Annotated in this window: 21 protein-coding genes and 1 pseudogene; 8 read left to right on the top strand and 14 right to left on the bottom strand. The window is 69.5% G+C overall.

The features are described from left to right. Positions 1-42 precede the first annotated feature (42 nt). The 8 genes from AB0H62_RS24165 to AB0H62_RS24130 all read right to left on the bottom strand — a co-directional run bounded on the left by AB0H62_RS24165 (position 43) and on the right by AB0H62_RS24130 (position 11,689). Positions 43-720 carry a GntR family transcriptional regulator gene (locus tag AB0H62_RS24165; RefSeq protein WP_220246628.1) on the bottom strand — a complete coding sequence of 226 codons (678 nt, stop codon included), beginning with the start codon at positions 718-720 and terminating at the stop codon, positions 43-45. Beyond that, positions 717-2,876, bottom strand: coding sequence for an alpha-galactosidase (locus AB0H62_RS24160; protein ID WP_255638693.1), 2,160 nt, complete (start codon positions 2,874-2,876; stop codon positions 717-719). Before AB0H62_RS24160 ends, AB0H62_RS24165 begins: the two co-directional genes overlap by 4 nt. Positions 2,877-2,903: 27 nt before the next feature. After that, positions 2,904-4,265 carry a sugar ABC transporter substrate-binding protein gene (locus AB0H62_RS24155; RefSeq protein ID WP_220246627.1) on the bottom strand — a complete coding sequence of 454 codons (1,362 nt, stop codon included), beginning with the start codon at positions 4,263-4,265 and terminating at the stop codon, positions 2,904-2,906. A gap of 89 nt (positions 4,266-4,354) precedes the next feature. After that, positions 4,355-5,326: an alpha/beta fold hydrolase gene (locus AB0H62_RS24150; RefSeq protein ID WP_360588293.1), complete on the bottom strand. Its 972-nt coding sequence runs from the start codon at positions 5,324-5,326 to the stop codon at positions 4,355-4,357. Beyond that, positions 5,326-7,695 (bottom strand): glycoside hydrolase family 95 protein, encoded by a 2,370-nt coding sequence (locus AB0H62_RS24145; protein ID WP_360588291.1) that lies wholly within the window; start codon positions 7,693-7,695, stop codon positions 5,326-5,328. Before AB0H62_RS24145 ends, AB0H62_RS24150 begins: the two co-directional genes overlap by 1 nt. A 10-nt stretch (positions 7,696-7,705) precedes the next feature. Continuing rightward, on the bottom strand, positions 7,706-8,575 hold the full coding sequence (locus AB0H62_RS24140) for a carbohydrate ABC transporter permease (RefSeq protein WP_255638692.1): 870 nt from the start codon (positions 8,573-8,575) through the stop codon (positions 7,706-7,708). 54 nt (positions 8,576-8,629) lie between these two features. Further along, positions 8,630-9,598, bottom strand: a complete 969-nt coding sequence (locus AB0H62_RS24135) for a sugar ABC transporter permease (RefSeq protein ID WP_360588289.1) — start codon at positions 9,596-9,598, stop codon at positions 8,630-8,632. A 57-nt stretch (positions 9,599-9,655) separates the two neighbouring features. Further along, entirely contained in the window at positions 9,656-11,689 is a 2,034-nt protein-coding gene (locus tag AB0H62_RS24130) for a fibronectin type III domain-containing protein (RefSeq protein WP_360588287.1), read from the bottom strand. Positions 11,690-12,221: 532 nt separating this feature from the next. Here AB0H62_RS24130 and AB0H62_RS24125 point away from each other — a divergent pair. The 5 genes from AB0H62_RS24125 (at position 12,222) to AB0H62_RS24105 (ending at position 17,176) form a co-directional block, all read left to right on the top strand. Beyond that, a complete protein-coding gene (locus AB0H62_RS24125; RefSeq protein WP_360588285.1) occupies positions 12,222-13,370 on the top strand; it encodes an AAA family ATPase in 1,149 nt (382 codons plus the stop codon). Between the two features lie 274 nt (positions 13,371-13,644). Further along, on the top strand, positions 13,645-14,250 hold the full coding sequence (locus tag AB0H62_RS24120; RefSeq protein ID WP_360588283.1) for a LysE family transporter: 606 nt from the start codon (positions 13,645-13,647) through the stop codon (positions 14,248-14,250). 63 nt (positions 14,251-14,313) lie between these two features. Further along, a complete protein-coding gene (locus AB0H62_RS24115; protein WP_360588281.1) occupies positions 14,314-16,065 on the top strand; it encodes a sugar-binding domain-containing protein in 1,752 nt (583 codons plus the stop codon). 23 nt (positions 16,066-16,088) lie between these two features. Beyond that, positions 16,089-16,487, top strand: coding sequence for a carboxymuconolactone decarboxylase family protein (locus AB0H62_RS24110; protein WP_360588279.1), 399 nt, complete (start codon positions 16,089-16,091; stop codon positions 16,485-16,487). Continuing rightward, entirely contained in the window at positions 16,484-17,176 is a 693-nt protein-coding gene (locus AB0H62_RS24105) for an epimerase (RefSeq protein WP_360588277.1), read from the top strand. Before AB0H62_RS24110 ends, AB0H62_RS24105 begins: the two co-directional genes overlap by 4 nt. On the opposite strand, the gene AB0H62_RS24100 is transcribed toward AB0H62_RS24105, so the two are convergent. From AB0H62_RS24100 to AB0H62_RS24085, 4 genes and pseudogenes are all read right to left on the bottom strand, one after another. Next, on the bottom strand, positions 17,124-17,795 hold the full coding sequence (locus AB0H62_RS24100; RefSeq protein WP_360588275.1) for a TetR family transcriptional regulator: 672 nt from the start codon (positions 17,793-17,795) through the stop codon (positions 17,124-17,126). The two genes, AB0H62_RS24105 and AB0H62_RS24100, sit on opposite strands and share 53 nt — an antisense overlap. A gap of 544 nt (positions 17,796-18,339) precedes the next feature. Next, positions 18,340-18,732 (bottom strand): annotated as a pseudogene (locus AB0H62_RS24095) (PGPGW domain-containing protein); the annotation flags it as partial. Positions 18,733-18,870: 138 nt separating this feature from the next. Next, positions 18,871-19,296 (bottom strand): SRPBCC domain-containing protein, encoded by a 426-nt coding sequence (locus AB0H62_RS24090; protein ID WP_360588272.1) that lies wholly within the window; start codon positions 19,294-19,296, stop codon positions 18,871-18,873. After that, positions 19,293-19,631, bottom strand: a complete 339-nt coding sequence (locus tag AB0H62_RS24085) for a metalloregulator ArsR/SmtB family transcription factor (protein ID WP_220246615.1) — start codon at positions 19,629-19,631, stop codon at positions 19,293-19,295. Before AB0H62_RS24085 ends, AB0H62_RS24090 begins: the two co-directional genes overlap by 4 nt. Positions 19,632-19,796: 165 nt before the next feature. On the opposite strand from AB0H62_RS24085, the gene AB0H62_RS24080 reads away from it, so the two are divergent. Together AB0H62_RS24080 and AB0H62_RS24075 are read left to right on the top strand one after the other, a co-directional pair. After that, positions 19,797-20,153 (top strand): YciI family protein, encoded by a 357-nt coding sequence (locus AB0H62_RS24080; RefSeq protein ID WP_220246614.1) that lies wholly within the window; start codon positions 19,797-19,799, stop codon positions 20,151-20,153. Then, on the top strand, positions 20,126-21,400 hold the full coding sequence (locus AB0H62_RS24075) for an RNA polymerase sigma factor (RefSeq protein ID WP_360588269.1): 1,275 nt from the start codon (positions 20,126-20,128) through the stop codon (positions 21,398-21,400). The genes AB0H62_RS24080 and AB0H62_RS24075 overlap by 28 nt, the downstream gene beginning before the upstream one ends. Before the next feature lie 47 nt (positions 21,401-21,447). Here AB0H62_RS24075 and AB0H62_RS24070 read toward each other — a convergent pair whose 3' ends face one another. Both AB0H62_RS24070 and AB0H62_RS24065 read right to left on the bottom strand, forming a co-directional pair. Further along, a complete protein-coding gene (locus tag AB0H62_RS24070) occupies positions 21,448-22,056 on the bottom strand; it encodes an FMN reductase (protein WP_360588267.1) in 609 nt (202 codons plus the stop codon). Between the two features lie 28 nt (positions 22,057-22,084). Beyond that, on the bottom strand, positions 22,085-23,200 hold the full coding sequence (locus AB0H62_RS24065; protein WP_360588266.1) for an LLM class flavin-dependent oxidoreductase: 1,116 nt from the start codon (positions 23,198-23,200) through the stop codon (positions 22,085-22,087). Positions 23,201-23,517: 317 nt separating this feature from the next. Here AB0H62_RS24065 and AB0H62_RS24060 point away from each other — a divergent pair, with 317 nt between their 5' ends. Next, entirely contained in the window at positions 23,518-25,569 is a 2,052-nt protein-coding gene (locus AB0H62_RS24060; RefSeq protein WP_220246611.1) for a DNA topoisomerase IV subunit B, read from the top strand. The last annotated feature ends 24 nt before the right edge of the window (positions 25,570-25,593 follow it).

Genomic DNA, 25,593 nt, shown 5'->3' with positions numbered 1-25,593 from the left:
CAAACATGTGAAGGGCTCCCCCGACCGGTTGAGGGGAGCCCTTCACATGCGGGACAACAGCCGGTCGCGCGCCACTTCCAGGTGCGCGGCCATCGCTTTGCGCGCCGCCACCGCGCTGCCCGACACGAGCGCCTCGACGATGTCACGGTGTTCCGAGATCGTCTGCTCGCCGAACGGCTGGTTGTAGTTGAGCCGGAAGAAGTGCAGGTGGCAGTGGGTGCGGGCGAACGCCTGCTCCACCGCCGCGTTGCCCGCGATGTGCAGCACCAGCTCGTGCAAGCGCGCGTCGTGCGCGGTCAACGCCTTGTAGTCGCTGTATGCGTCGTGCGCGGGCGCGGCGGGGCACGTCGCCAGCTCCGCGCGCAACGCTGCCGAATGGCCGTCCGACATCGCCTTCGCGGCCAGCCCGGCGCTCGGCGGCTCCAGCAGCATCCGCAGCGAGTACATGTCGTCGACCTCGCGCCTGCTCAGCAGCTCGGTCACGCGGTAGCCGCGCAACGGCAGGCGGCTCACCAGCTCCTCGGATTCCAGGCGCGCCAACGCTTCCCGCACGGGCGTGCCCGAGACCCCCAGCTCCCGCGCGATCTCGTCGATGTTCACGCGGGCCCCGGGCGCGATGCCGTCGTTCATGATGAGGGCGCGGAGCTGCTCGTAGACGCCGTCGGCGAGCACCTGCCGGGCCGGCAGCGCGACGAGCCCGCGCTCCGCGCCCGGCTTCATGACTGGTCCACAGTGGACAGGTCAAGCAGCAGCGCCTGGGCCGGGTCCAGCACCGGCATCGGCAGGCCCGCCGCCGCGAGCACGGCACCCGGAAGTTCCATCGGCCCGTCGACAGCCCGCGTGAACCACTCCGGCGCCGCCACCTCGCGCAACGACGGCAGCCCGGCTTCGGTCCGCACGCGGACGCGATACAACCGCGACGGGTCCAGCCCCGGCAGCCGCACGCGTCCGGGCTGTCCCGCCGCGCCCGTCGCCAAGCGGGCCCAGCAGAACAGCGCACGGGTGTCCGAAACCACGCCGTGCAGGTACGCGTCGGCGTCCGGCAAGTCGGCGCGGACCACGCGGCCGCCGTGCAGCAGCGGCCGGAACTCCTTGTACAGCTGCGCCCACGCCGTGAACGCCGCCAGCTCCTCCGGCGTACTGCGCGTGAGGTCGGCCTCGATCCCAGCGTGGCCGAACAACGCCGTCACCAGCCGGAACGACAGGTCCGTCACGCGCCCGGTCGTGTGGCTGCGCTCGGCGCCGACGTGCGAGCCGATCACCTCCGGCGGGATCAGCTGCGCGGTCCAGCGCTGGATCGCCTGCCGTTCGAGCGGGTCGATGCAGTCCGACGCCCACACGCGGTCGGCGCGGCCGAGGATCCCCAGGTCGACGCGGCCGCCGCCGCTCGCGCAGCTCTCGATCTCCAGCATCGGATGGCGGAGACGCAGCTCGTCGAGCAGCCGGTACAGCGCGAGCGTCTGCGCACGCGAGCCCGCCCGGCCCGTGACCCGGTCGTACGCCTCGTGCAGCTCGCGGTTGTGGTCCCACTTGAGGTAGTCGACGCCGTACTCGCCCACCAGCGCGTCGAGGGATTCGAGCAAGTACTGGTAGGCCTCGGGGTGCGCGATGTTCAACGGGTACTGGTTGCGCGAAGGCGCGCCCAGGTCAGCGGGCCCGAGAAGCCACGAAGGGTGCTCCCGGGCGGTGTCGGAGTCGAGGTTCACCATCTCCGGCTCGACCCACAGCCCGAACTCCATCCCCAGCGCGTGCACGCGTTCCACCAGCGGCGTGAGACCTTGCGGCCAGACGGCGCGGTCGACGGTCCAGTCGCCGAGGCCCGCGGTGTCGTCGCGCCGGCCGCGGAACCAGCCGTCGTCGAGCACGAGCCGTTCGACACCGACCTTCGCGGCCAGCTCCGTGAGCTCCAGCAGGCGGTCGAGGTCGTGCTCGAAGTACACGGCTTCCCACGTGTTCAACGTCAGCGGCCGCGGTTTTCCCGTGTGCGTGGCCCGCGCGCGGTGATACGCGTGGAACCGCGCCGCGAGCCCGTCGAGGCCTTCGTCCGACCAGGCGAAACACACTACGGGGGCCACGTACGACTCCCCTGGTGCGAGCCGGACCTCGCCGGGTCGCAGCAGCTCACCGCCGCCGAGCACGCTCGCGTGCACGCCGGCGCCTTCGGGCAAGTGCTCGGCGAACCACTTCTGGTCGCCGCTCCACGCCACGTGCATACCCCAGACTTCCCCTGAGGCGAAGGAAAACCCGGGCTCGCCGACCGTCAACAGGTACGGCGAGTCCGCGCCCGGCTTGCCGCGGCGCACCTCGCGCACGTGACCGCCGTACGCCAGCGGCACCCGCTGCGGGCTGCGTTCCCGGCACCACTTGCCCGTGAAGTCGAGCACCTCCGCCGCCCGCCGGGGCAGCGGCAGCACGGCCACCACCCCGGCGAGGTCGTACGGTTCGGCGCCCGCGTCCGCGTGGCGGGTCACCTTGGTCGCGACCTCCAGCACCCCCGAAGGGGTCAGCCGGTAGGTCAGCTCCACGTCCAGCCCGGACGACGCGTCGGTGAGCTCCAGCGTCAACGCACCGTCGTCCTGGGAGAAGCCCCGCAGCACCGGCCGCGGCACCGCGCCGCGGCCGGCGGTGTGGCCCGACACAGCGGGGGTGCCGGACCACGTTTCCGCTTCCGTGGGCCACACGGAAAACGAGCGGGGCACGTCGGGTGCGTTGTTGAGCACCGCGCCGCCGGCGGTCAGCCGCAGTGCCTCGGCGTCCACTTCGGACAGCTCGCCGAGGTCGGCGCCCCAGTGCAGCACGCGCGGCACCGGCCGGCCGAGTTCCACGGCGAAACTCGTGCCGGCGGCCCGCAGGCCGACCACCGTAGGGCTGGACATGTCCTCACTCCTGACTCCCGGGCGTTCCTACTTCTTGGCGAGCAGCGAAACGCTCTGCTTCTCCATGTCGGGGAACACGTCGTCGTTGCGGTTGTGCGAGTAGAACGACTCGAGCAGCGGCTCCTCCGCGGCCTGCACGGCGGCGCCGTTGGCGTAGACCTCGGCCGGGTAGAGCGAGCCGTTCTTCAGCATCGCGGTGAACACCGACAGGTCCACACCCTGCGGCTTCATGGCCGCGGTGGTCGCGTCCATCGAGGCCGGGATCGACGGGAAGAACGTGCCCGTCTTCGACGCCGCGGTCTGGCAGTCCTGCGAACCCATGTACGAGACCCACTTCCAGGTCAGGTCGGGGTTCTTCGTGCCGGCCCAGATCGTGTTGCCGTTGGAGTTCGACGTCAGCGCGCGGGTCTTGCCGTCGGGCCCGGTGGGCGGCGCGGCGATCCCGATCTTCACACCCGGCAGCTTCGCGAAGCTCGGCGCGGACCAGGAACCCGAGAGCTCCATGGCGACCTTGCCCGAGCCGATGAGGTCGGCGTCGCTGACGGTGGCCTGGCCGCCGCCGGTGGTGAACGTGCCGAGCTTCGGCGCGAGGCCGCGGTCGGTGAGCGTGCGGATGTAGTTCACGGTCTTGACGAACCGCGGGTCGCTGTAGTTGAACTTCGTCGGCCATTCCGGCTTGTCACCGAGGCGCCAGCCCAGCGTCGAGGCGAACGCGCTGAAGGTCACCTGGCCGATGAAGTCCTTCGCCGCGAGCTGGCCCATGCCGTAGGTGGCGACGTTGTTCTTGTCGAAGCCCGGCTGGTCGCCGCGCACGCCCAACTTGTCGACAGTCAGGTGCGCCACCATCTTGTCGAACGTGCCGCCGTCGTCGGGGTTCCAGCTGAGGTTCTGCACGTCGGCGGCGGTGTAGCCGGCCTTGGTGAGGGTATCGGTGTTGTAGTAGAGACCGGCCGACGCCCAGTCGAGCGGCAGGCCGTACTGCTTGCCGTCGGTGAACTTCCACGAGTTGACGCCCACGGAGAACTTCTTGAGGTCGAAGTTGTCCTTCTTGATGTAGTCGTCGAGCGGCAGCAGCTGGTGCTGGCTCGCGTAGGCCTGCAGGAACTGCACGCTGTCCTGGAACGCGTCGGGCGCGGTGCCCGCGACGAACCCGGCGGTGAGCTTCGTGAAGTAGTCGGCCACGGTGTACTGGGAGATCTTCACCGTGGTGCCGGGGTTGGCTTTCTGGAAGGCGTCGGCGCACACCTGGTAGGCGGCGGCCTGGTGGTCGTCCCAGGTCCACCAGTTCACGGTGTTGCCGCCGGCGTCGGCCGCGCCACCGCCGCAGCCGGCCAGCACTGCTCCGAGCACCGCCGCCAGCCCGGTGACGGCCCAAGTGCGGATCTTCATGGGATTCCTCGCTTCCGCGCCACTCGGACGCTTCTCCACTCCACTGTGGATTAAAACTGGGGTTTCAAAACTGCGGTTCAAAAGGTGATTCAGCTGCCCGGGTTGAGCAGCGGCGCGAACGTGGCGAGCACGTTCTCGAGGTCCTGGCCCCCGCCGGCTTCGTGCCCGTTGTACTCCCACACGTCGAGGTGTTTCCGGCCGCGATAAGCTTTGTAGGCGCCGAAAACCGTCGACGGCGGGACGATGTCGTCCATCAGCCCGATCGAGAAGTGCGCCGGGGCACTGGCGCGGCTCGCGAAGCCGACACCGTCGAAATAGGACAGCACCTCGAACGTCCGCTCGACCTCGTGCCGTTGTGCGGCCAGGTAACCGGCGAGCTCGGTGTACGGCGCTTTGCCCGCGATCAGCGAGGCGCGCCGGAGGTCACACAGGAACGGCGCCTGCGCGTAGAGCGCCGCGACGTCGGGCACGAGTGCCGCCGCGGCCAGCGCGATTCCGCCGCCCTGGCTGTTGCCCGCCACCGCGACCCGGTCCGGGTCGACGACGTCGAGTGCGCGCGCGGCCTCCACCGCGCGGGCCGCGTCGGTGAACACGCGGCGGTAGAGGTACGTTTCACGGCTTTCGATTCCGCGGGTCAGGAACCCGGGGAACGACGGGCCGCTGCCCACCGGGTCGCCGGTCGTGCCACCCGCATGAGCGCCGCCTTGGCCGCGCACGTCGACCTGCAGCTGCGCGTAGCCCGCGGAGGCCCAGACCAGCTCTTCGAGTGCGCTGCCGCGGCCGCTGCCGTAACCATGGAACTGTACGACGGCGGGCAACGGGCCGGACTGGTTCCGAGGCACGCGCAGCCAGGCGTGGATGGGGTGGCCGCCGAAGCCGGCATAGGTCACCTCGAACACCTCGAGCGTCCGCAGCGCGGTCTCGACCGGCGTCACGGTCACGTCGATCTCGAACTTCGCCGCTTCCGCGAGGGTTTCCCGCCAGAAGTCGTCGAAGTCTTCCGGAGCTTGGTACGCGCTGGTGTAGGTGCGCAGCTGCGCCAGCGGCAGGTCGGTCAACATCAGATCTCACCGTCCAATTCGGACACCTCACCGACGGCGACCTTGAGCGTCGTGCCGCCACCCGGCCACCGGACCACGACGTCGTCGCCGGCCTCGCCGGACAGCCGCGTCACACTCGCCGACACGACCTTTCCGGCCTGCCAGCTGACGTCGACCGCGAGCCCGCCCCGAGCCCGTAGCCCGTGCGCTGTGCCGTCCGGCCAGGCCGAGGGCAACGCGGGCAGCAGGTCGATCGCGCCGGCGTGGCTCTGCACCACGAGTTCCGCGAGCCCGGCCGGGAAGCCGTAGTTGCCGTCGATCTGGAACGGCGGGTGCGTGCTGAACAGGTTGGGCAGCAGCCCGCCCCACTCGGAGCCGTCCACGGGCGCGTCGCGGTGGCGGTCACCCGTGAACGGCTGCGTCGCCTCGGAAAGCAGCGAACGCGCGGTGTCGCCGTCGCCGAGGCGGGCGCGCAGCGCGATCTTCCACGCCCACGACCAGCCCATCGCGCCCGGTCCGCGGCGGTCCATCAACGCGGTCGCGGCCGCGCCGAGTTCCGTGCCGGCGGTGATCTGGCCGAGCGGGTAGACGGCGATCATCTGCGACATGTGCCGGTGCTGGGGGTCCTGCTCGCCCACGTCCTCGGCCCACTCCGCGAGCCGGCCGCCGTCCGTCACGCGCAGCGGTCGCAGGCGCGGCAACGCGGCGGTGATCTCGGTCGTCACCGGGTGCTCGATGCCGAGCGCTTCGGCCGCCGCGAGCGTGCGGGAGAAGACCGCGCGGATCAGCGCCGTGTCCATCGCGACGGACCAGGTCAGCGACTCGGGCTCGCCGGCCTCGGAGACGAACAGGTTCTCGGGCGACGTCGATGGGATCGTGTCGAGGAAACCGTCCGGGCCCTCGGTGAGCCAGTCGAGGCAGAACTCGGCGCAGCCCTTGAGCAGCGGCCACGCCGTCTCGCGGAGGAACGCGATGTCGCGGGTGAAGTCGTAATGGTCCCAGGCGTGCTGGACAAGCCAGGCGCCACCCATCTGCCAGATCGCCCACGATGGGTTGCCGTGGCCCATGCCCACCGGCAGGGCCCAGCCCCACGGGTCGGTGTTGTGATGGGTGACCCAGCCGCGGGTGCCGTAGAGCTCACGCGCGACGTCGGCGCCGGTCACGGCGAGCTTGCCCAGCAGGTCGAACAGCGGCGTGTGGCATTCGCCGAGCCCGGTCGTCTCGGCAGCCCAGTAGTTCATCTCGGTGTTGATGTTCACCGTGTAGTTCGACGACCACGCCGGGCGGAGTTCTTCGTTCCAGATGCCCTGCAGGTTCGCGGGTGGCGCGCCCGGCCGGGACGACGTGGCCAGCAGGTAGCGCCCGTAGGCGAACATCACCGTGGCGGTGAGCTGTTCGTCCTTTCCGGACAGGACGTCGGCGGCCACGTCGTAGGTGCCGGCGCGGTGGTGCCCGATCCGCAGGCCGGCCGCGGCGAGCAGTGGCCGGAGGTCGGCTTCGTGCGCGCGCAGCAGCTCGTCGGCGCCTTCGGCCGACGCGGTCGCGGCGGTTCCGGCGGCCACGGCTTGGTGACGTTCGCGCGAACGCCGCGCCGTGCCCGTCCAGACGTCGGCGGCGTTGGTGGAGCTGGACACGGTGAGCAGCACCCGGGTGGCACCGTCGATCGCCAGCCGTCCGTCCACCGTGGACACGGAACCGTCGGTGTCGAGCCGCAGAGCGAGCGCTCCGAACGGGTCGTAGCCCGGCCGCGCCCAGTCGGCGTACCGCAGCGGCTCGGCGACCTCCGGTTCGTGCTTCGGCGCGCCGTCCACCGGCAGCTCGATGCCGAGCGTGATCCCGCTGTCCTCGACGAGCCGCGTCACCTCGCGCAGGGGCGTGCTCAGCTCGACGCCGAGATCGATCGGCGCCGACGTCGTCAACGACACCACCAGCGCACCGGCAGGCCGGCTCGCCCACACGGAACGGTCCACAGTGGCCTCGCCGAGCGACAACCGTTCAGTCACCACACCGTTGGCCAGGTTGAGCTGACGGCCGTGGCTTTCGCCGTCGGGCAGCGTCACCCAGACGTCGCCCCACGGCAGGAACTCCTGGCTGTACGGACCTTCGAACGACATCAGCAACGCTTCGGCCCGCCGGTAGTCCCGCGCCCGCACCGCCTCGCGGACCTCCGCCAGCCGCTGCGGTCCGGCACCGGCGGCGACGACGTCCGCCAGCGCGTCGACCGGGCCCGCGGGAGTGCCGGACCAGACCGTCGCGTCGTTGAGCTGCACGCGGCTGCGGCCGGCACCACCGAACACCATCGCGCCGAGCCGGCCGTTGCCCACGGGGCTCGCCTCGGTCCACTCGGAGGCGGGCGCGGCCCAGCCGAGGCACAGATCTTCGTTCGTCACAGCAGTTCTCTCACTTGAGCCCGGTGAACCCGATGGAGTTCACGATCCGCCTGCCGAACACCATGAACACGAGCAGCATCGGCAGCGCGGCGATGATGGTCGCGGCCATCAGGCCCGACCAGTCGAGCGCCTCCTGCGGCGAAGACTGCTTGAACACCGCCAGCGCCAGCGTCAGCGGGCTCGTGGACGTGTCGGAGGAAACGAGCAGTGGCCAGAAGTAGTCGTTCCAGGTGTTGATGAACGTCAGCAGCGCGAGCGTCGCGATCGGTGCCGAGCACATCGGCAGCACGATCCGGAAGCACACGCGCAAGGGTCCGGCGCCGTCGATGATCGCGGCTTCCTCGATCTCCGTGGAGAGCCCGAGCATGAACTGGCGCAGGAAGAAGATGTTGAACGCCGAGAAGAACGCGTTGGGCAGCACCAGGCCGGCGAACGTGTTGAGCAGGCCAAGGTCCTTCACCAGCACGAAGTTCGGCAGCAGCGTGAGCACCTGCGGCACCATCAGCGCCGTGAGCAGGATGGAGAACACGGTGTTGCGCCCGCGCCAGTGCAGCCGCGCGAACGCGTAGGCCGCGATGGCGGAGAAGAACACTGTGCACACGGTGAGCAGGGCCGCGTAGATGATCGAGTTGCGCAGCGCCAGCGTCAGGCCGAGCGACGCGCCGGAACCGCCCTGCGCCGCGGCTTCCGCCGGTGACGCCAGCCCGAGCGCGCGCTTGAAGGCGCCGAAGGTGAAGTCGACCGGGAAGAACGACGAAGGGTCGGTGGAGAGCGAGTAATTGTTGGACAGCGCGGTGCGCAGCATCCAGTAGAACGGGAAGATCGTGATCAGCAGGATCACCACGACGTAGGCCCAGGCGAGGATCCGGCCTGCGGACACGGGCTTGCGTGTGCGGGCGGGTGCCGGTCGAGTCAGCGTAACCATGTCCCTGCCCTAGTTCGTGTCGGATTCGTTGGCGCGCGCCATGCGCAGCTGCGTGAACGTGATAGCTATGAGAAGGACGAACAACGCCAGCGACATCGTGGCCGCGTAGCCGAAGTCGAACTGGCGGAACGCCTTGTTGTAGATGTACATCTGCAGCACGTTGGACGCGTTCTCCGGCCCGCCCTGCGTGGTCACGGCCACGATGTCGAAGATCTGGAACGAGCTGATCACCGTGAGAATCACGACCATCACGAGGATCGGGCGCAGCAGCGGGATCGTGAGGCGGCGGAACATCTGCACCTCGCTCGCGCCGTCGATGCGGCCGGCCTCGTAGATCGTGGCCGGGATCGTCTGCAGGCCCGCGAAGATCAGCACCGCGTTGTAGCCCATGGACTTCCACACGTTGATCGCCGCCAGCGTCGGCACGGCCCAGCCGCCGGAGCCGAGGAACAGCACGGGGTGGCCGAAGATCTTGGTGAGCAGCACGTTGAGGATCCCGAGGCTCGGGTCGAGCATCAGCGACCACGTGAGCGCCGTGACCACGCCGGAGATCAGGAACGGCAGGATCATCAGGCCACGCACGGTCGTGGAGGCCGCGAGCCGGTGCAGGATCACGGCGGTCAGCAGCGACACGAGCATGCCCAGGACCACCGACAGCACCACGAAGTAGATCGTGACGAGCAGCGACTTCCAGAACACCCCGTCGGCGATGAGCTCGGTGAAGTTGTCGAGCCCGATCCACTTCGGCGCGGACAGCACATGGAACTCGGTGAAGCTCAGGTAGATGCCGCGAATGGTCGGGTAGGCGAAGAACACGCCGAACCCGAGGATGGCGGGCAGGACCAGCAGCCACGCGATCTTGGCGTCGTGCCGGTGCGCGGCCGCGCCGCCGGGCCGTCGTTTGCGGGGTCTGTCCACACGGGACGCCGCGGTGGCGCCTCGCACGGGAAGGCTGTTGTTGTGCGTGGTCACCACCACGGCGTCTCCTCACTCGTGTCCGTGAGTGGCGGCTCTCACCGCCACTCACGGGGGTTGTCAGACGGTCAGCTGGTCCACGTCGAACACGCTGTCGCTCGGGTTGCCGAAGATGACCTGGTTGTTGCCGGCCATCAGGTAGATCGGCACTGTGATCGTGCGTGCGGTGTTCCAGTCGTTGTCGTTCGTGCCCGGCGCGGGCAGCCGGAACGAGCTGCCGTTGACCGTGACCACGGCCGAGCGGCTGGTGTCACCGTCGACGTAACCGAGCTTCACCAGGTACGTGCCTTCGGCGGCGACCTTGATGTTGTTCATGGTCAGCAGACCACTGCCGCCGATGTAGCCCACCTTCTTGCCGCCGGAGCAGGCGCAGTCGTACACCGTCGCGCCGCCGCCGGGGCTGCCGTTCTCCGCCTCGTGGACGACCGGGCCGGAAGCCGCGGGCGTCACGTAGGACACCGCGGTGCTCGCGGCGGAGCTGCGGCCGAGGCGGTCGTGGGCGACCACCGTGAAGGTGTACGACGTCGAGGGCTTGAGGCCGTTGACGGTCGTGCTGGTGCCGGTGGCGGAAGCGACCTTGTGGCCGCCGGCGAACACGTCGTAGCCGGTCACCGGGGCGAGCTTGCCCGCCGACGCGTCCCAGGCCAGCGAGACGCTGGTCGGGGTCGAGGCGGTGCCGTGGACCACGGCGGGGGCCGAGACCTGCACCGGGTTGACCGGGGTCAGGCGCAGCAGCTTCGAGCCGTGGACGGGCAGGTTTGCGGTGAAGGAACCGTTGGCGAGCCCCAGTTCCTGGTGGCTCCAGAGGTCACGAGCCTTGGCCGCGCCGGTGAGGCCGAAGTCGCCGAAGTTCGCGGTGACCGACGTCGGGGCGGAGCCGAGGTTGAACAGCGCGACCGTGTAGCTGCCGTCGGCGTTGCGGGCGTACCAGACCTGCTGGTCGCTCTTCTGGCTCACGGGCTTGGCCGGCACACCGGCCTGGTCCACGGCGATGACCTCGTCGTTGGTGAGCAGCTTGGTGCCGTAGTCGTCGAGCTGTGTGAGGTCGTCACCCAGGTAGAGCGGCGCCGATTCGATGGCCCACAACGTCATGTAGCTCTGGCGCTCGGCCTCAGTGATGCCGTCCATCTTGCCGCTGCCGACGTCGAGGGAGTCGAGGTTGTTCCAGTGGCCCGGGCCGGCGTCGGGGATGTACTGCACGACGTCGTTCCAGCGGCCCTTCACCGAGTTGTTCCAGGTGACGAGGGTGTCGCAGTAGCACTCGACGTCGGTGTCGATGCGCCAGCCGTTGGAGTTGGCCTTCCAGGTGTCGATCTGGTTGTGCGACAACGACCACGACAGCACGAACTGCATGGGCCGGCCGGTCTTCTTCAGCGCGGCGGACCAGGCCTTCACGTCGGGGGTGTTGTCGTGCGCCGCGTCGCCCTTGAACGAACCCGGGCCGACGCCGTCGAGCTTGAGGAAGTCGACGCCCCAGCCGGCGAGCACGTCGGCCTCCGACTGGATGTAGGCCTGGGCGCACGGGCTGGCGAAGTTGATCTGGTACGACTGGTTGTCCCAGCCGCTGGTCTGGCGCAGGTCGGGGTAGACGAGGTCGCGCGTGTGGCAGTCGGTGGTGCCGAAGATCGGCGAGTTGCCGTCGTTGTAGGCCTTGAGGTCCAGGCCGACCGCGAGGTAGGAGCCGAGCTTGAGGCCCTTCTTGTGCACGTAGTCGGCGACGTAGGCCATGCCGTCGGGGAACTTCTTCGCGTCGACGACCGGGCGGCCGTACTGGTCGAAGGAGCCCACCCAGCCGGCGTCGATGTTCACGTACTCGTAGCCGTGCTGCTTGAACTTCGCCGCCAGGATGTCGGCCTGCTGCAGCACGTGCGCTTCGTTGAGCCAGCTGCCGCCGCCGGTCGGGTTCACGCCGGGGTAGTTCGTGGACTCGAGGCTCCAGCTGCTCCAGCCCATGTAGGGCTTCTGGGCGATCTGGGTGCTGGCCTGGGTGTTGTTTTGGGTGGCGGTGTCCTGGGTGGGAGCCGCCGGTGCGGCCGTGGCGGGGATCTGGATCGCCGAAAGCGTCAGCACCGAGGCGGCGATCCCGGTGAGCACGGCGAACTTCCGTCTCCCGGTTCTGCCCGATGTTGGCCTGACAACCATGACCACTCCTTTGAGGTCGGACCTTGGCACCGGACGGCCCGCGCGCCGCCCGGCGTTCCTGCTGACTTCAGCCACTTCGGGGGTGAGCTTCAGTCGCTGTGCGCGCCCAGACATCGGAGGTCCTGGCGCGGAAAGTCACTCGTTGACGGCGTTCTTCGCGAAGCGCCCCCCGGTGTGCGACGGTGACAGATCGCCGTCCCGCATCCCGGGACCACGACCTTTCGCCCCGCTGCCACCACAGACACCTCTTTCGAACCGCAGATCCTATAGGATATGTGAAACGAGATTCTCACCTCGCGCTTCGGCGGTGTCAACGAGGTCGCGGACAAAGATCTGACGAATAGGGCCCGGAGTCCAGCGGCCGCGAACACGGGCAGAATTAATTTGACAACTGACGGTGAGAGCCGCAGGTGAGAGCACCCGGGGCCGGGAGCTTCGTAGTCACGATCGTTATCTGTCGGTGCGGGCGGATAGCGTCGGCCGCGTGCTGAAAACCCTTGCCGTGGAGAACTACCGGTCGTTGCGCGATCTGGTGCTGCCGCTGTCGGAGCTGACGGTGGTCACCGGCGCGAACGGGAGCGGGAAGTCGAGCCTCTACCGCGCCCTGCGCCTGCTGGCCGACGCCGCGCACAACGGCGCCGTCGCCGCGCTGGCCCGCGAAGGCGGCCTGCCCTCCACGCTGTGGGCCGGCCCGGAGGCGATCGGACGCGCGGTCCGTTCCGGGCGCTCCCCCGTGCAGGGCACGCGCCGCACCCAGCCGGTCGGCCTGCGGCTGGGGTTCTCGGGCGACGAATTCGGCTACGCGCTGGACCTGGGCCTGCCGATCCCGGGTAGCTCGATGTTCTCCCTCGACCCGGAGTTCAAGCGCGAGTGCGTGTGGTCCGGCCCGGTTTTTTCTTCGCGCACCGTGCTCGCCGACCGCGCGGGCCCCACCTTGCGCGTCCGCGACACGACCGGCGCCTGGCCTTCCGAACCGCAGTCCATCGGGCTGACGGACAGCATGCTGAGCTCCTTCCCCGCCCCGGAGCTCCTCCTGCTGCGCGAACGCATCCGCGCGTGGCGCTTCTACGACCACTTCCGCACCGACGCCACCGCCCCGGCCCGCGAGCCCCGCATCGGCACCCGCACCCCCGTGCTCGACCATGACGGCGCCGACCTCGCGGCGGCTTTGCGGACGATCCAGGAATCGGGTGATGCCGACGCGTTGGAGTCCGCCGTTCAGGACGCCTTTCCGCGGGCCACGGTCGAGATCACGTCGGCCGATGGCCGGTTCGAGCTGCGGTTTCAGCAGCACGGGCTGCTTCGGCCGCTCACTGCGGCCGAGCTTTCGGATGGGACGTTGCGGTATCTGCTGTGGGTCGCCGCGTTGTTGAGCCCGCGGCCGCCGGAGTTGCTGGTGCTGAACGAACCTGAGACGAGCCTGCACCCGGAGCTGCTGCCGGCACTGGCGGCGCTGATCACCCGGGCAGCCCGCCGGACGCAGCTGGTGGTGGTGTCGCACTCGCAGCCGCTGGTCCGGGCATTGGACTCGACGGGCGCGGCTCTGCTGGAACTGGAAAAGGACTTCGGGGCGACTGTCCTTTCCGGACAGGGAAGGTTGGATCGGCCTTCGTGGCACTGGCCGAAACGGTGAGCTTGCCGGCCACCCAGTCGCGAAAACCCACCCGGGCAACGATCTCCGACCGGAGCAGGACCAGTGCCGCTCTCCGTGCCGCGTCCTTTGCGGACTCGGTAGGTGCCCGTGTCGTCGTGGCCCCGCGCGGTGAAAATCGGTTGCCCACCGACCCATCCCGGTTCAGGCTTCCGGACATGACCACTACCACCACAACGCACCGCATGCCGATCGCCCCTGCCCGGGTGCGGCGTGGGCAGCAGTGCGAGCCACGGGGGTGTGGTCGGGCGCGGTCATGACGGCGGCGGTGGTCGCCGGGGCGCTCGCGGGGTACGGGATCGCCGTGCCGGTGGGGGCGGTCGGGGCTGTGCTGGTGGGGCTGGCGGCGCGGACGTCGCTGCGGGTCGCCGCGGCGGCGGCGCTCGGGGTGGCCAGTGCGGATGGCGTCTACGCCGTCGTCGCGGTGAGCGGTGGGGCGGCGCTCGCGCCGGTGCTGGCGCCGGTCGCGGGGCCGTTGCGGTGGGCGTCCGTGGTGGTGCTCGTGGCACTCGCGACACACACGGCGGTGGGCGGGTGGCGGCGGTACCGCGCCGGCGCAACGCCCGAAGCCGAGGCCGCCCCGCCGGGACCGGCGCGCGCGTACGTGAGTTTCCTCGGCCTCACCCTGCTGAACCCGGCAACGATCGTGTACTTCACGGCCCTCGTGGTCGGCGGTACGGCGACGGGCACGGTATTCGCGCTGGCCGCGTTCGTCGCGTCGGCGAGCTGGCAGCTGCTGCTCGCGGGCGGCGGGGTGTTGCTGGGCCGCGTACTCGCCGGCCGTCGCGGGCGGTTGGGGACCGCGCTGGTGTCGAGCGTCGTGATCGTCGTGCTGGCCGTCCGGCTGGTCTTGCCGGAGTGAGCGATTTACATCCGCGCCGGCAGCCGGTAGAGATGATCATCAAGTGAACCGGAGGTTCCGACGATGGTGCGTCCTGCCGTAGTTCTCGCGGTGCTGCTGTTCGGGCTTTCCGGCGTGACCCCGGTCGCGCAGCCGCAGTGGCACCGGAAGCCGCCACCGTTGAGTACACCGTGGACGGACGCCGTCTCCCCCACCAACGCGTTGCCGGAATATCCGCGCCCGCAGCTGACGCGCGACGAATGGCAGAACCTCAACGGAGTCTGGGAGTTCGAGACCGGGAACCCCGAACCGCCCTTCGGACGGCAGCTGCCGGAACGGATCCTCGTCCCCTACCCCGTCGAATCGGCACTGTCCGGCATCATGCGCCATGAGACCCGGATGTGGTACCGCCGCACGTTCGACGTCCCGGAAACCTGGCGCTCCCAACGGATCCTGCTGCACTTCCAGGCCGTCGACTACGACACCACCGTCTACGTCAACGGCCGCGAAGTCACCCACCACACCGGCGGCTACGACTCCTTCACCGCCGACATCACCGACGCCCTGACCACCGGCCCGCAGGAACTCGTCGTCGGCGTCACGGACACGACCGGCAACGGGCAGCCGCTCGGCAAACAACGCGCGCCAGGCGCGGGAGTCTTCTACACCCCGTCGTCCGGAATCTGGCAGACGGTGTGGCTGGAACCGGTGGCGCCCGTGCACATCACACGCGTGGACACCACTTCGAACACCACAACCGGCGAGGCCACCGTCACCATCCAAGGCGCCGACGGCACCCCCTTCCAAGCCACCGCCTCCGACCACGGCCACGTCGTCGCCCGAGCCGAAGGCACCGCCGGCCACCCCACCACGATCACCCTCCCCCGCCCCCGCCTGTGGTCGCCCGACGACCCGTTCCTCTACGACCTCCGCGTCACACTGTCCACAGGAGACACCGTCGGCTCCTACTTCGGCCTGCGCTCCATCGCGGTCGAAAACCACCGCATCCTCCTCAACGGCAAGCCGTTCGTCCAGCTCGGCCCGCTCGACCAAGGATTCTGGCCCGACGGCCTCTACACCGCCCCCACCGACGCCGCCCTGGAATTCGATCTACAGCAGGAAAAAGCCCTCGGCTTCACCATGGTCCGCAAGCACCTCAAGGTCGAACCCGACCGCTGGTACTACCACGCCGACCGCCTCGGGCTCCTCGTCTGGCAGGACATGCCGGCGATGACGGAGAACGTCACCCCGACACCCCAGGCCCGCGCGAACTTCGAGGCCGAGCTGCACCGCGTGATCGACCAGCACCGATCGTTCCCCTCCATCGTCACGTGGGTCCCCTTCAACGAGGGCTGGGGCGACTTCGACGTCGCCCGCGTCGCCGACAAGATCGCCGCCTGGGACCCCACGCGCCTCGTCGACGCCGAATCCGGCGTCAACTGCTGCCGCTCCCAACCCGACACCGGCCACGGCGACCTCCTCGACAACCACACCTACCCCGGCCCCGGCACCCCACCGCCGGACCCCGTCCGCGCCACCGTCGACGGCGAGTACGGCGGCCTGGGCCTCAAAGTCCACGGCCACGAGTTCGACCCGCCAGGCAGCTTCGCCTACGAGCTGGAACCCGACAGCGCAGCTCTGACCAGCCGTTACGTCGAACTCCAGCACCAGCTCGTCACCGAGGTGCGCCGCGGCCTCTCCGCCGCCGTCTACACCCAGCTCACCGACGTCGAGAAGGAAGTCAACGGCTTCCTCACCTACGACCGCCGCGTCCGCAAGCTCGACTTCACGGTGGCCCGCCGGGCGAACCTCGCCGTGCGATCCGCCGCGCGGTAACCCCGAGCCCATACGGTCGGAGCATGACCGAAGAAGAGCGTTACGCACTCGGCCTCGACACCATGAACGCCGTGAACGAAGGCAGCGCCCAGAAGGTGCTGGACGGGCTGGGCGACATCGCGCCCGACATGGCGCGGCAGATCGTGTCGTGGGGGTTCGGGGAGATCTACTCGCGGCCGGCGCTCGTGCGGCGCGACCGGCAGCTGCTGACGATCGGCATGCTGACCGCGATGGGCGGGTGCGAGCCGCAGCTGGAGCTGCACATCGGGACGGCGCTGAACGTCGGCCTGACGCCCGCGGAGATCGTCGAGGCGCTGCTGCAGTCGGCGGGGTACTGCGGGTTCCCGAAGGCGCTCAACGCGACCGCCGTGGCGAAGAAGGTCTTCGGCGAGCGCGGCCTGCTGCCGGTGGGTGAAGCGTGAAGGTCGTCCTGTTCGGGGCGACCGGGATGGTCGGCCAGGGCGCGCTGCGGGAGTGTCTGCTGGACGATCGGGTGGAGCGGGTGCTGACCGTCGGGCGGACGGCGACCGGCACCCAGCACCCGAAGGTGACCGAGCTGGTGCCCGAAGATCTCGGCGACCTGAGCCCGCACGCCGAGGAGCTCGCGGAATACGACGCGTGCTTCTTCTGCCTCGGCGTCTCGTCGGCCGGGATGCCGGCGGAGGAGTACGAGCGGATCACCTACGCTCTCACCCTTTCCGTCGCCCGCACCTACGCGCAAGCTCGGCCGAACGCGACCTTCCTCTACGTCTCGGGCGCCGGCACCGACAGCACGGAACGCGGCCGCGTGCGGTGGGCGCGGGTCAAGGGCGCCACGGAAAACGCCCTGGCCCGGCTGCCGCTCGACGCGTACGCGTTCCGGCCCGGCTTCATCCAGCCACAGCACGGCATCACGTCGAAAACGCCTCTGTACCGCGGGATCTACCGCGTCACAACGCCGCTTTTCCCGCTGCTGCAACGGTTCCCGGCGATGTTCATCACGACCGAGGTGCTCGGGCGCGCGATGATCTCGGTCGCAGCCGACGGCTACCCTCGCCGGATCCTGGAGTCACGCGACCTCAACGACGTCGGGCGACGAGACCGGCCAGGAGGTTCGCCAGGCCCTCGGTGAGGTTCTCCGCGAACAGGTCGGCGCCGGGGGCCACGCCCATTTCGGCGCTGGCCGTGGCGACGGCCTCGGTCGGGTTGGCGTAGGGCCACAGGCCGGCGACGATCACGAACACCGCGCCCGCGAAGTGCGCGGCGCCGGAGCGTGAGAGTTCCGGGACTTCGTCGCGCACCAACCCGGCCAGCCGGTCGATGTTGGCGGCCGCGCGGTGTTTGAAGCTGCGCGCGGTGTCCACGGAGATGTTGCGCTCCAGCACCGACGCCATGGAGCTGATCAGCTCGCACAGCAGCCGGTCTTCCTGAAGCGTGCGGGTGATCGTCGCGGCCACGCGTTCCTCGCGCACGAAGCCGGGGCCGTCGACCGATACGACGGTGAGCGCCCGCGCGGCGACGTCCAGCCACCGCCGCCACACCTCATCGAGCACCTCGAGGAAGATCGCTTCGCGGCTGTCGAAGTAGCGCAGCACGTTGGACTTCGCGAGGCCGACGCGATCGCTCAGCTCACGAAGGCTGATGTCGGCGACCGGCCGTTCGCGCAGCATCGCCGTGGCAGTCGCGAGGATCGTGGCGCGCCGGGCCTCGACCTGCTCGGGGCGGCGGGCACGCTGGAAACCGGTGCTCACGGGCCTGAGATTAGCAGCCCAGCAGTCTGTTAACCCGTCGAGATGGCCCACGAGCGGACGATAAAGAACCACCGGCCTCTTGAGTCGAACGCTGTGGCCCATCTCCCACGAACCCGCGGACGTCCGGCTTCCCGAACGCCCTCGGGTTCGTGGTAACAGCGGGTCAGGAGATGACGAGGCTGGCGATCTTGCCCTCGCGCAGGTCGATCGTCATCGTGCCGGTGCCGTTGAAGCGGTTGCTCTTCACGCCGAGCGTGAGGACGTAGTTGTCCGCGCCCTTGCCGGGCTTGATGCCCTTCACGGTGAAGTTCGCCCCGACCCCGATGTTGTCGGTTTCGTTCCAGCTCAGCACGCCTTCGTGGCCGTGGAACTTGCGTCCCCAGTCCTCGAGGAACGCGTCGGAGGTGAAGGCGTCGACGAAGCTCTCGGCGTCGGCCTTGTTGGTGGCGTCCACGAACTGCTGGATCGCGGCCGGCACCTGCGGGGAGTCCGAAGTGGTCATACCCCGATTCTGCCCGGCGGGCGCCGAACGCGCCTCCCCCTCACGGGACTTGACCCGCCGGTAGCTCCAGATCAGCAGGACGAACAGGATGACGCCGGAGAGGATGATGCTCGACCCGGTGCTCCAGCCGCTGAACGGCAGCCAGTCGACCGTGCCCCACACGATGCCGGCGGCGAAGAGCGCCAGGCCGGCGAGCACGGAACCCGCGATCCGCAGCGGCGAGGCCACACTGTCCTCGGCGGCCTTCATCGCCCGCGTGCGCACCGGGTCGACGAACCGTTCCAGCGCCGGGAACTGCGAGGCCAGCACCACCAGTCCCGCGAGCACCAGCAGCAACCCGGGTCCCGGCAGCACCAGCAACGCGACCCCGACGAGCACCAGCACGCCGCCCACCACCGCGGCGATCGCCTGCTTCACCGGTTTGCCGAGTTCCACGCGGCCCCCTCCTGTCCGTTTCAGCCAGTGTGCCTGGCTCACGGACCGGGCGCCCGGAGAAACTCCGGATCACCCCGGGATCGGCGCACGCGTCCGAAGTGGACCGACCGCGGAAACGGCCGCGGTCCCGAACCGGTATCAGGCCTGCGCGCCGAGGTGCGCGCCGAGCTTGTCGAGCCAGTCACCCGTGCCCTGCTCGCGCCACGCCGGCTCCTCGTGTCCGTCGAGGAACGTGCCCTGTTCGGTGAGCACCAACCGCGTGCCGGCGCCGTCCGGGACCAGCTCCACGGTGGTGACCGACACCGTGGTCACCGTGTCGGGACGGCTCAGCGTCGAGGCGTAGACGATCCGCTCGCCGTCGACGATGTCGTGATAGTCGGACGTGAACGTGAGGTCGCCGCCGTGGTTGACCTCGCGCCCACCCACGCGGAAGTCGAGCGAGTACTCACTGCCGCCGAACCAGCTCGCCTTCGCGGCCGGATCGGCCCACGCGGCGAACACGCGCGCGGGCGGCGCGGGGTAACGGCGTTCGAGAGTGAACGTGGAATGTTTGACGTCGGTCATGACGTGTTGCCTTCCTGTCGGTCGGCGGTCAGAAAGCCACCGAGACGGTCGAGCCGGTGTTCCCAGCCGGTGCGCTGCTCGCCCAGCCACTGCTCGGCCAGGCGCAGGCCCGCCGGCTCCAGCCGGTACGTGCGCACCCGACCGGCCTTCTCCGAAGCCACCAGCCCGCACGACTCGAGCACCCGCAGGTGCTGCATCACGGCAGGCAGCGACATCGCAAACGGTTGCGCCAGCTCCTTCACCGCGGCGGGTCCGGTGACCAGCCGCGCCACGAGCTCGCGCCGGGTCGCGTCGGCGAGTGCCTGGAACACCCGGTCGAGCTGATGGTCAACCATGTGCTTAACCATGCGCCCGCCACGCCCAATAGTCAAGTAGATGCTTAACTAAAAATTCCCCGCACCGCTGTCGGTCCGGGCGGTCCCCGGTGGTCGCACAGACGAACCACCTCGACTCCCGCGCCCCGGCGCGGTAGGAAACCACCAGAGAGAAGGGGCGAACCGATGCGCTACCTGATGCTGATCTGCGGCACGAGCCACGACGAGTCGAAACCGCTGCCGTCCGAGCCGATGGACACGGCCACCGAAGCGTGGGTGAAGGAGATGGACGGCCGCGGCGTGCGCCTGATGGGCCAGCGCCTGCGACCCGCGAGCATGGCGACCACCATCCGCGTGAACGACGGCGAGGTGCTGCTGACCGACGGGCCGTTCGCGGAGACGAAGGAGCAGATCCTCGGCTTCGACCTGCTGGAGTGCGAGAACCTCGACGAGGCCCTGGAAGTCGCGGCGAAGCATCCGTCCGCGCGGCACGGAGCCGTCGAGGTCCGGCCGCTGTGGCCCTTCGCCGGGGAAGAAAGCTGAACTCGAACCCCGCCGAAGCCGTCGAGGCCGCGGTCACGGCCGCCTTCCGCGAGGAGGGCGGCCGCGTGGTGGCCACGCTGATCCGGCTGACGGGCGACTGGGACCTGGCCGAGGAGTGCGTGCAGGAGGCACTGGCCCGGGCGCTGGAACGCTGGCCGCGCGACGGCGTGCCCCGGCGGCCGGCGGCGTGGCTCACCACCACCGCGCGCAACCACGCCCTGACGCGCCTCAAACGCAGCACGACCGAAGCCGCGAAGCTGCGTGAAGTCGCCGCCCTGGCGCCGACGGACGAGCCCGAAGCCGACCCCAGCGGCGTGCAGGACGACCGGCTGCGGCTGATGTTCACGTGCTGCCACCCGGCGTTGCCGCTCGACGGCCGCGTCGCGCTCACGCTGCGAACGCTCGCCGGCCTGACGACGGCGGAGATCGCGCGCGCGTTCCTCGTCAGCGATCAGACGATGTCGCAACGGCTCGTGCGCACGAAACGCAAGATCCGCGAAGCCGGCATCCCCTACCGCGTGCCGCCCTCGCACCTGCTGCCGGAACGCACGGCGGCCGTGCTCGGCGTGCTGTACCTGCTGTTCAACGAGGGTTACGCCGCGACCGCCGGCGACGCGCCCGCGCGCCACGACCTCTGCTCCGAGGCCATCCGGCTCACCCGGACGCTGCTGACGCTCATGCCCGACGAGCCCGAGATCGAAGGCTTGCTGGCGTTGCTGCTGCTCCAGCACTCCCGCCGCAGCGCGCGGCTCGACGACGACGGCGAGCTCGTGACGCTGGAAGACCAGGACCGCTCACGCTGGGACGCGGCGGCGATCGACGAAGGCCTCGCCCTCGTGGACACCGCACTGCACCGGGGCTCCCCCGGCCCGTACCAACTCCAGGCGGCCATCGCGGCGTGCCACGCGGCCGCACCTGCCGCTTCGGACACGGACTGGCCGCAGATCGCCGCGCTGTACGGGGAACTCGCGAAGCGCGTGCCGTCGCCAGTCGTGCAGCTCAACCGCGCGGTGGCCGTCGCCATGGCCGACGGCCCAGCCGCCGGCCTGGCGCTCGTCGACGCGATGGCGGGCGACCTCGACGGCTACCACCTGCTGCCCGCAACGCGCGCCGACCTGCTGCGCCGCCTCGGCCGTCGCGAGGAAGCCGCGGACGCGTACCGCGCGGCGCTCGCATTGGCCGGCAACGAAGCCGACCGCCGCTTCCTGCGCCGCCGCCTGAGTGAAATCTCCCCCGAAACGCAGTGAAGGGCACCTTGGGGAAGTCCTCCAAGGTGCCCTTCACGGACTGTCGACTAAAAGCCCTCGCCGGCGAGCAGCTGCTCGAACGGCAACGACGTCAGCTCGTCCGAAGCCTTCGCCTCGGGTGCGGCCGAGATCGCCGCCGCCAGCTCGCCCGCCGCACGCTCGACGCGCCGCTGCAGCGTGCCGGTCGAGTTCGCGCTGCCCCAGTCCGACGATGCGGCGTACACGCCCGTCGCGACGGGATTCGCGCGCAGGTAAGCGAAGAGCGGCCGCAACGCGAAGTCCAGCACGAGCGAATGCCGTTCCGTACCACCGGTCGCGGCGATCAGCACCGGCTTGCCCTCGAGTGCTTCCTTGTCCAGGACGTCGAAGAAGGACTTGAACATCCCGCTGTACGAAGCGGTGAAGACCGGCGTCACGACGATGAGACCGTCGGCGTGCGTCACCGTGTCGATGACTTCCTTCAGCTTCGGGCCGGGGAAACCGGTGAGCAGGTTGTTGGTGACGTCCACGGCGGTGTCACGAAGCTCGATCACCTCGACCACGGTGTCGGGGCCCAGCGCGGTGCGCGTCGCGTCCGCCAGCCGGTCGGCCAGCAGCCGCGTGGACGACGGCTGGCTCAGCCCGGCGGTGACCACGGCGATGGTGCGTGCGGTCATTTCTGCCTTCTTCTTTCCGAAACGGGGTTCAGACGCGGGTTTCTGCAGCGGCTTCTTCGGCGGCTTCTTCAGCGTCACGCGCGGCCTTCAGCGACTCGTGGTTCGGCGCGTCGGGCACGTGCGCCGGACGCATCGACTCGAGCTCCTTGCGCAGCACCGGCACCACCTGCTCGCCGAGCAGGTCGAGTTGCTCGAGCACGGACTTCAGCGGCAGGCCTGCGTGGTCCATGAGGAACAGCTGGCGCTGGTAGTCGCCGAAGTGCTCGCGGAAGGTCAGCGTCTTGTCGATGACCTCCTGCGGGCTGCCGACGGTCAGCGGCGTCTGCGAAGTGAAGTCCTCCATCGAGGGGCCGTGCCCGTACACCGGCGCGTTGTCGAAGTACGGCCGGAACTCGTTCCACGCGTCCTGCGACTTCGGCCGGATGAAGGCCTGCCCGCCGAGCCCGACGATGGCCTGGTCGGCCTTGCCGTGGCCGTAGTGCTCGTAGCGCTGGCGGTAGAAGCCGATCAGCTGCTGGTAGTGGGAGGTCGGCCAGAAGATGTGGTTGGCGAAGAAGCCGTCTCCGTAGTACGCGGCGAGCTCGGCGATCTCCGGGCTGCGGATGGACCCGTGCCACACGAACGGGGGCACGTCGTCCAGCGGGCGCGGGGTGGAGGTGAAGCCCTGCAGCGGGGTGCGGAACTTGCCTTCCCAGTCCACGACCTCTTCGCGCCAGAGGCGGCGCAGCAGGGCGTAGTTCTCGATGGTGAGCGGGATGCCCTGGCGGATGTCCTGCCCGAACCACGGGTACACGGGGCCGGTGTTGCCGCGGCCCAGCATGAGGTCCACGCGGCCGTCGGCCAGGTGCTGCAGCATCGCGAAGTCCTCGGCGATCTTCACCGGGTCGCTGGTGGTGATCAGCGTCGTGGACGTCGACAGTGTGATCGTCTTCGTCTGCGCGGCGATGTAACCGAGCATCGTCGTGGGCGACGAGGGGACGAACGGTGGGTTGTGGTGCTCACCGGTCGCGAACACGTCGAGGCCGACCTCTTCGGCCTTGAGGGCGATCCGGACCATCGCCTTGATGCGCTCGTGCTCCGACGGCGTGGTGCCGTTGGTGGGGTCGGTCGTGACGTCGCCCACCGAGAAGATTCCGAACTGCATGACCGCTCCTCAGCCGGGTAGTTCGTGGTGCTGCTTCCTTGCCTGCACAACTGCTCGCGCGAAAGAAGTATTCCACAGTGACGATGCGGGTGACCCGGCGCACTCCCCTGCCCGTACCCCTGACGCACGGGACTCTCGCCACACCGGGGCCAGAGGGCGCGGAAGCTGTCGGGGTGTGCGGATATCCTGCAGTACGGTGTCGGCTCGGGGCCTGCCCGGGACGCCACCGTCCGCAGGCACTGGACCCTGAACCACCTGCCTGACCGACCAGCCTGAACAACGCCGTACAGCGAGCCAAGATCCGGGAGAGCGACCTCGTGACTGCTGAGACTCTGTACGGGGCCGACGACCTCACGCACCTCGAGGGCCTCGAAGCCGTCCGCAAGCGCCCCGGGATGTACATCGGCTCCACCGACAGCCGTGGCATCAACCACTTGTTCTCGGAGATCATCGACAACTCCACCGACGAGGGTGTGGCAGGCCACGCCACCCGCGTCGTCGTCACCCTCCACGCCGACGGCAGCGTGCAGGTCGACGACGACGGGCGCGGCATCCCCACCGGCGTCCACGCCAAATCGGGCCTTTCCGGCGTCGAGCTGGTGCTCACGCGCCTGCACGCCGGCGGCAAGTTCGGCGGTTCGGGGTACAAGACGTCCGGCGGTCTCCACGGCGTGGGCGCCTCGGCGGTCAACGCGCTGTCGCACCGCTTCGACGTCACGGTGAAGCAGGACGGCAAGGTGCACCAGATGTCGTTCGCGCACGGGGTGCCCGGCACGTTCGACGCGCCCGGCCCGAAAGCGAAGTTCACGCGGCATTCCGGCCTGCACCTCGTCGGCAAGATGAAGCGCGGCGAGCGCAGCGGCACGTCGATCCGGTACTGGTACGACACGCGCTACTTCGAGACGGGCGCGTCGCTCGACGTCGAGGGCGTGCGCGCGAAGCTGCGCAACACGGCGTTCCTGGTGCCCGGCGTCATGTACGTGCTGCGCACGGCCATCGAAGACACCATCACCGAGGAGACCTTCCACTACCCCCACGGGCTGGTGGACATGGTCGACTTCCTCACCCCGTCGGGCGAAAAGCCGGTGTGCGGCACCGTCGTGATCACCGGCGAGGGCACGTACAAGGAGAACGCCGCCGACGCCAACGGCGTGATGCAGTCCAATGTGGAGCGCCACGCCGAGGTGGAGGTCGCGCTGCGCTGGGGCACCGGCTACGAGCGCACGGTGGAGTGCTTCACCAACACCATCCGCAACGTGCACGGCGGCACGCACCGCCGCGGCTTCGACCGCGCCGTCACGCGCGCGCTGCAGGACGCGATCGGCAAGACCCGCGGGCTGCTCAAGCCCAAGGAGGACCCGCCGACGCTCGAAGACGTGCTCGAAGGCATGACCGCCGTGATCCACGTGCGGCTGCCGGAGCCGCAGTTCACGTCACAGACCAAGGACGAGCTGTCCACGGCCGGCATCACGCGCGTGATCCAGGCCATCGTCGACAAGCACGTGAAGGCGTGGGTCGACGACCGCAGGACCAAGTCCGAGGCGAAGGTCGTGCTGCAGAAGGTGGTCGACGCCGCGCGCGTGCGGCTCACCCAGAAGCAGCAGAAGGACGCCGCGCGACGCAAGACCGCACTCGAGGGCGCGGCGATGCCGCCGAAGCTCGTCGACTGCCGCACTACGGGCGTCGCCCGCAGCGAACTGTTCCTCGTCGAGGGCGACAGCGCTTTGGGTTCGGCCCGCATGGCGCGCGTGTCGGAGTACCAGGCGCTGCTGCCGTTGCGGGGCAAGATCCTGAACGTGCAGAAGGCGTCGCTGGGCGACACGCTGAAGAACGCCGAGATCGCGTCGATCGTGCAGGTCCTCGGCGCAGGCACCGGCCGCACGTTCGACCTCACGACGATGCGCTACGGCCGAGTGATCCTGATGGCCGACGCCGACGTCGACGGCTCGCACATCCGCACACTGCTGATCACGCTGTTCGCGAAGTACATGCGCCCCGTGATCGAAGACGGGCGGCTGTACGCGGCGATGCCGCCGTTGCACAAGCTCGTGACCAAGGGCCGCAACCCGGAGACGCACTTCACCTTCACGCAGCGCGAGATGGAGACGAAGTTCGCGGAGCTGGAGAAGGCGGGCAAGAGCATCATCACGCCGGTGCCGCGATTCAAGGGCCTCGGCGAGATGGACGCCGACGAGCTGTGGGAAACCACCATGAACCCCTCCACGCGCTCCGTCCGCCGCATCACCATGGACGACGCCGAAGCCGCCGAGAGCGCGCTCGAGCTGCTGATGGGCGAAAAGGTCGAGCCCCGGCGCAATTGGCTCGTCGCCTCCTCCGACCGCGTCGACCGCGACGCCATCGACGTCTGAGTTTTCCTTAGCTACCAAGGAGTT

The organism is Amycolatopsis sp. NPDC050768 (assembly GCF_040654155.1).
In the GTDB taxonomy this organism is placed as follows: Bacteria; Actinomycetota; Actinomycetes; order Mycobacteriales; family Pseudonocardiaceae; genus Amycolatopsis.
The sequence above is the reverse complement of the archived record's forward strand: the minus strand, read 5'-3'. Positions and strand labels throughout refer to the sequence as shown.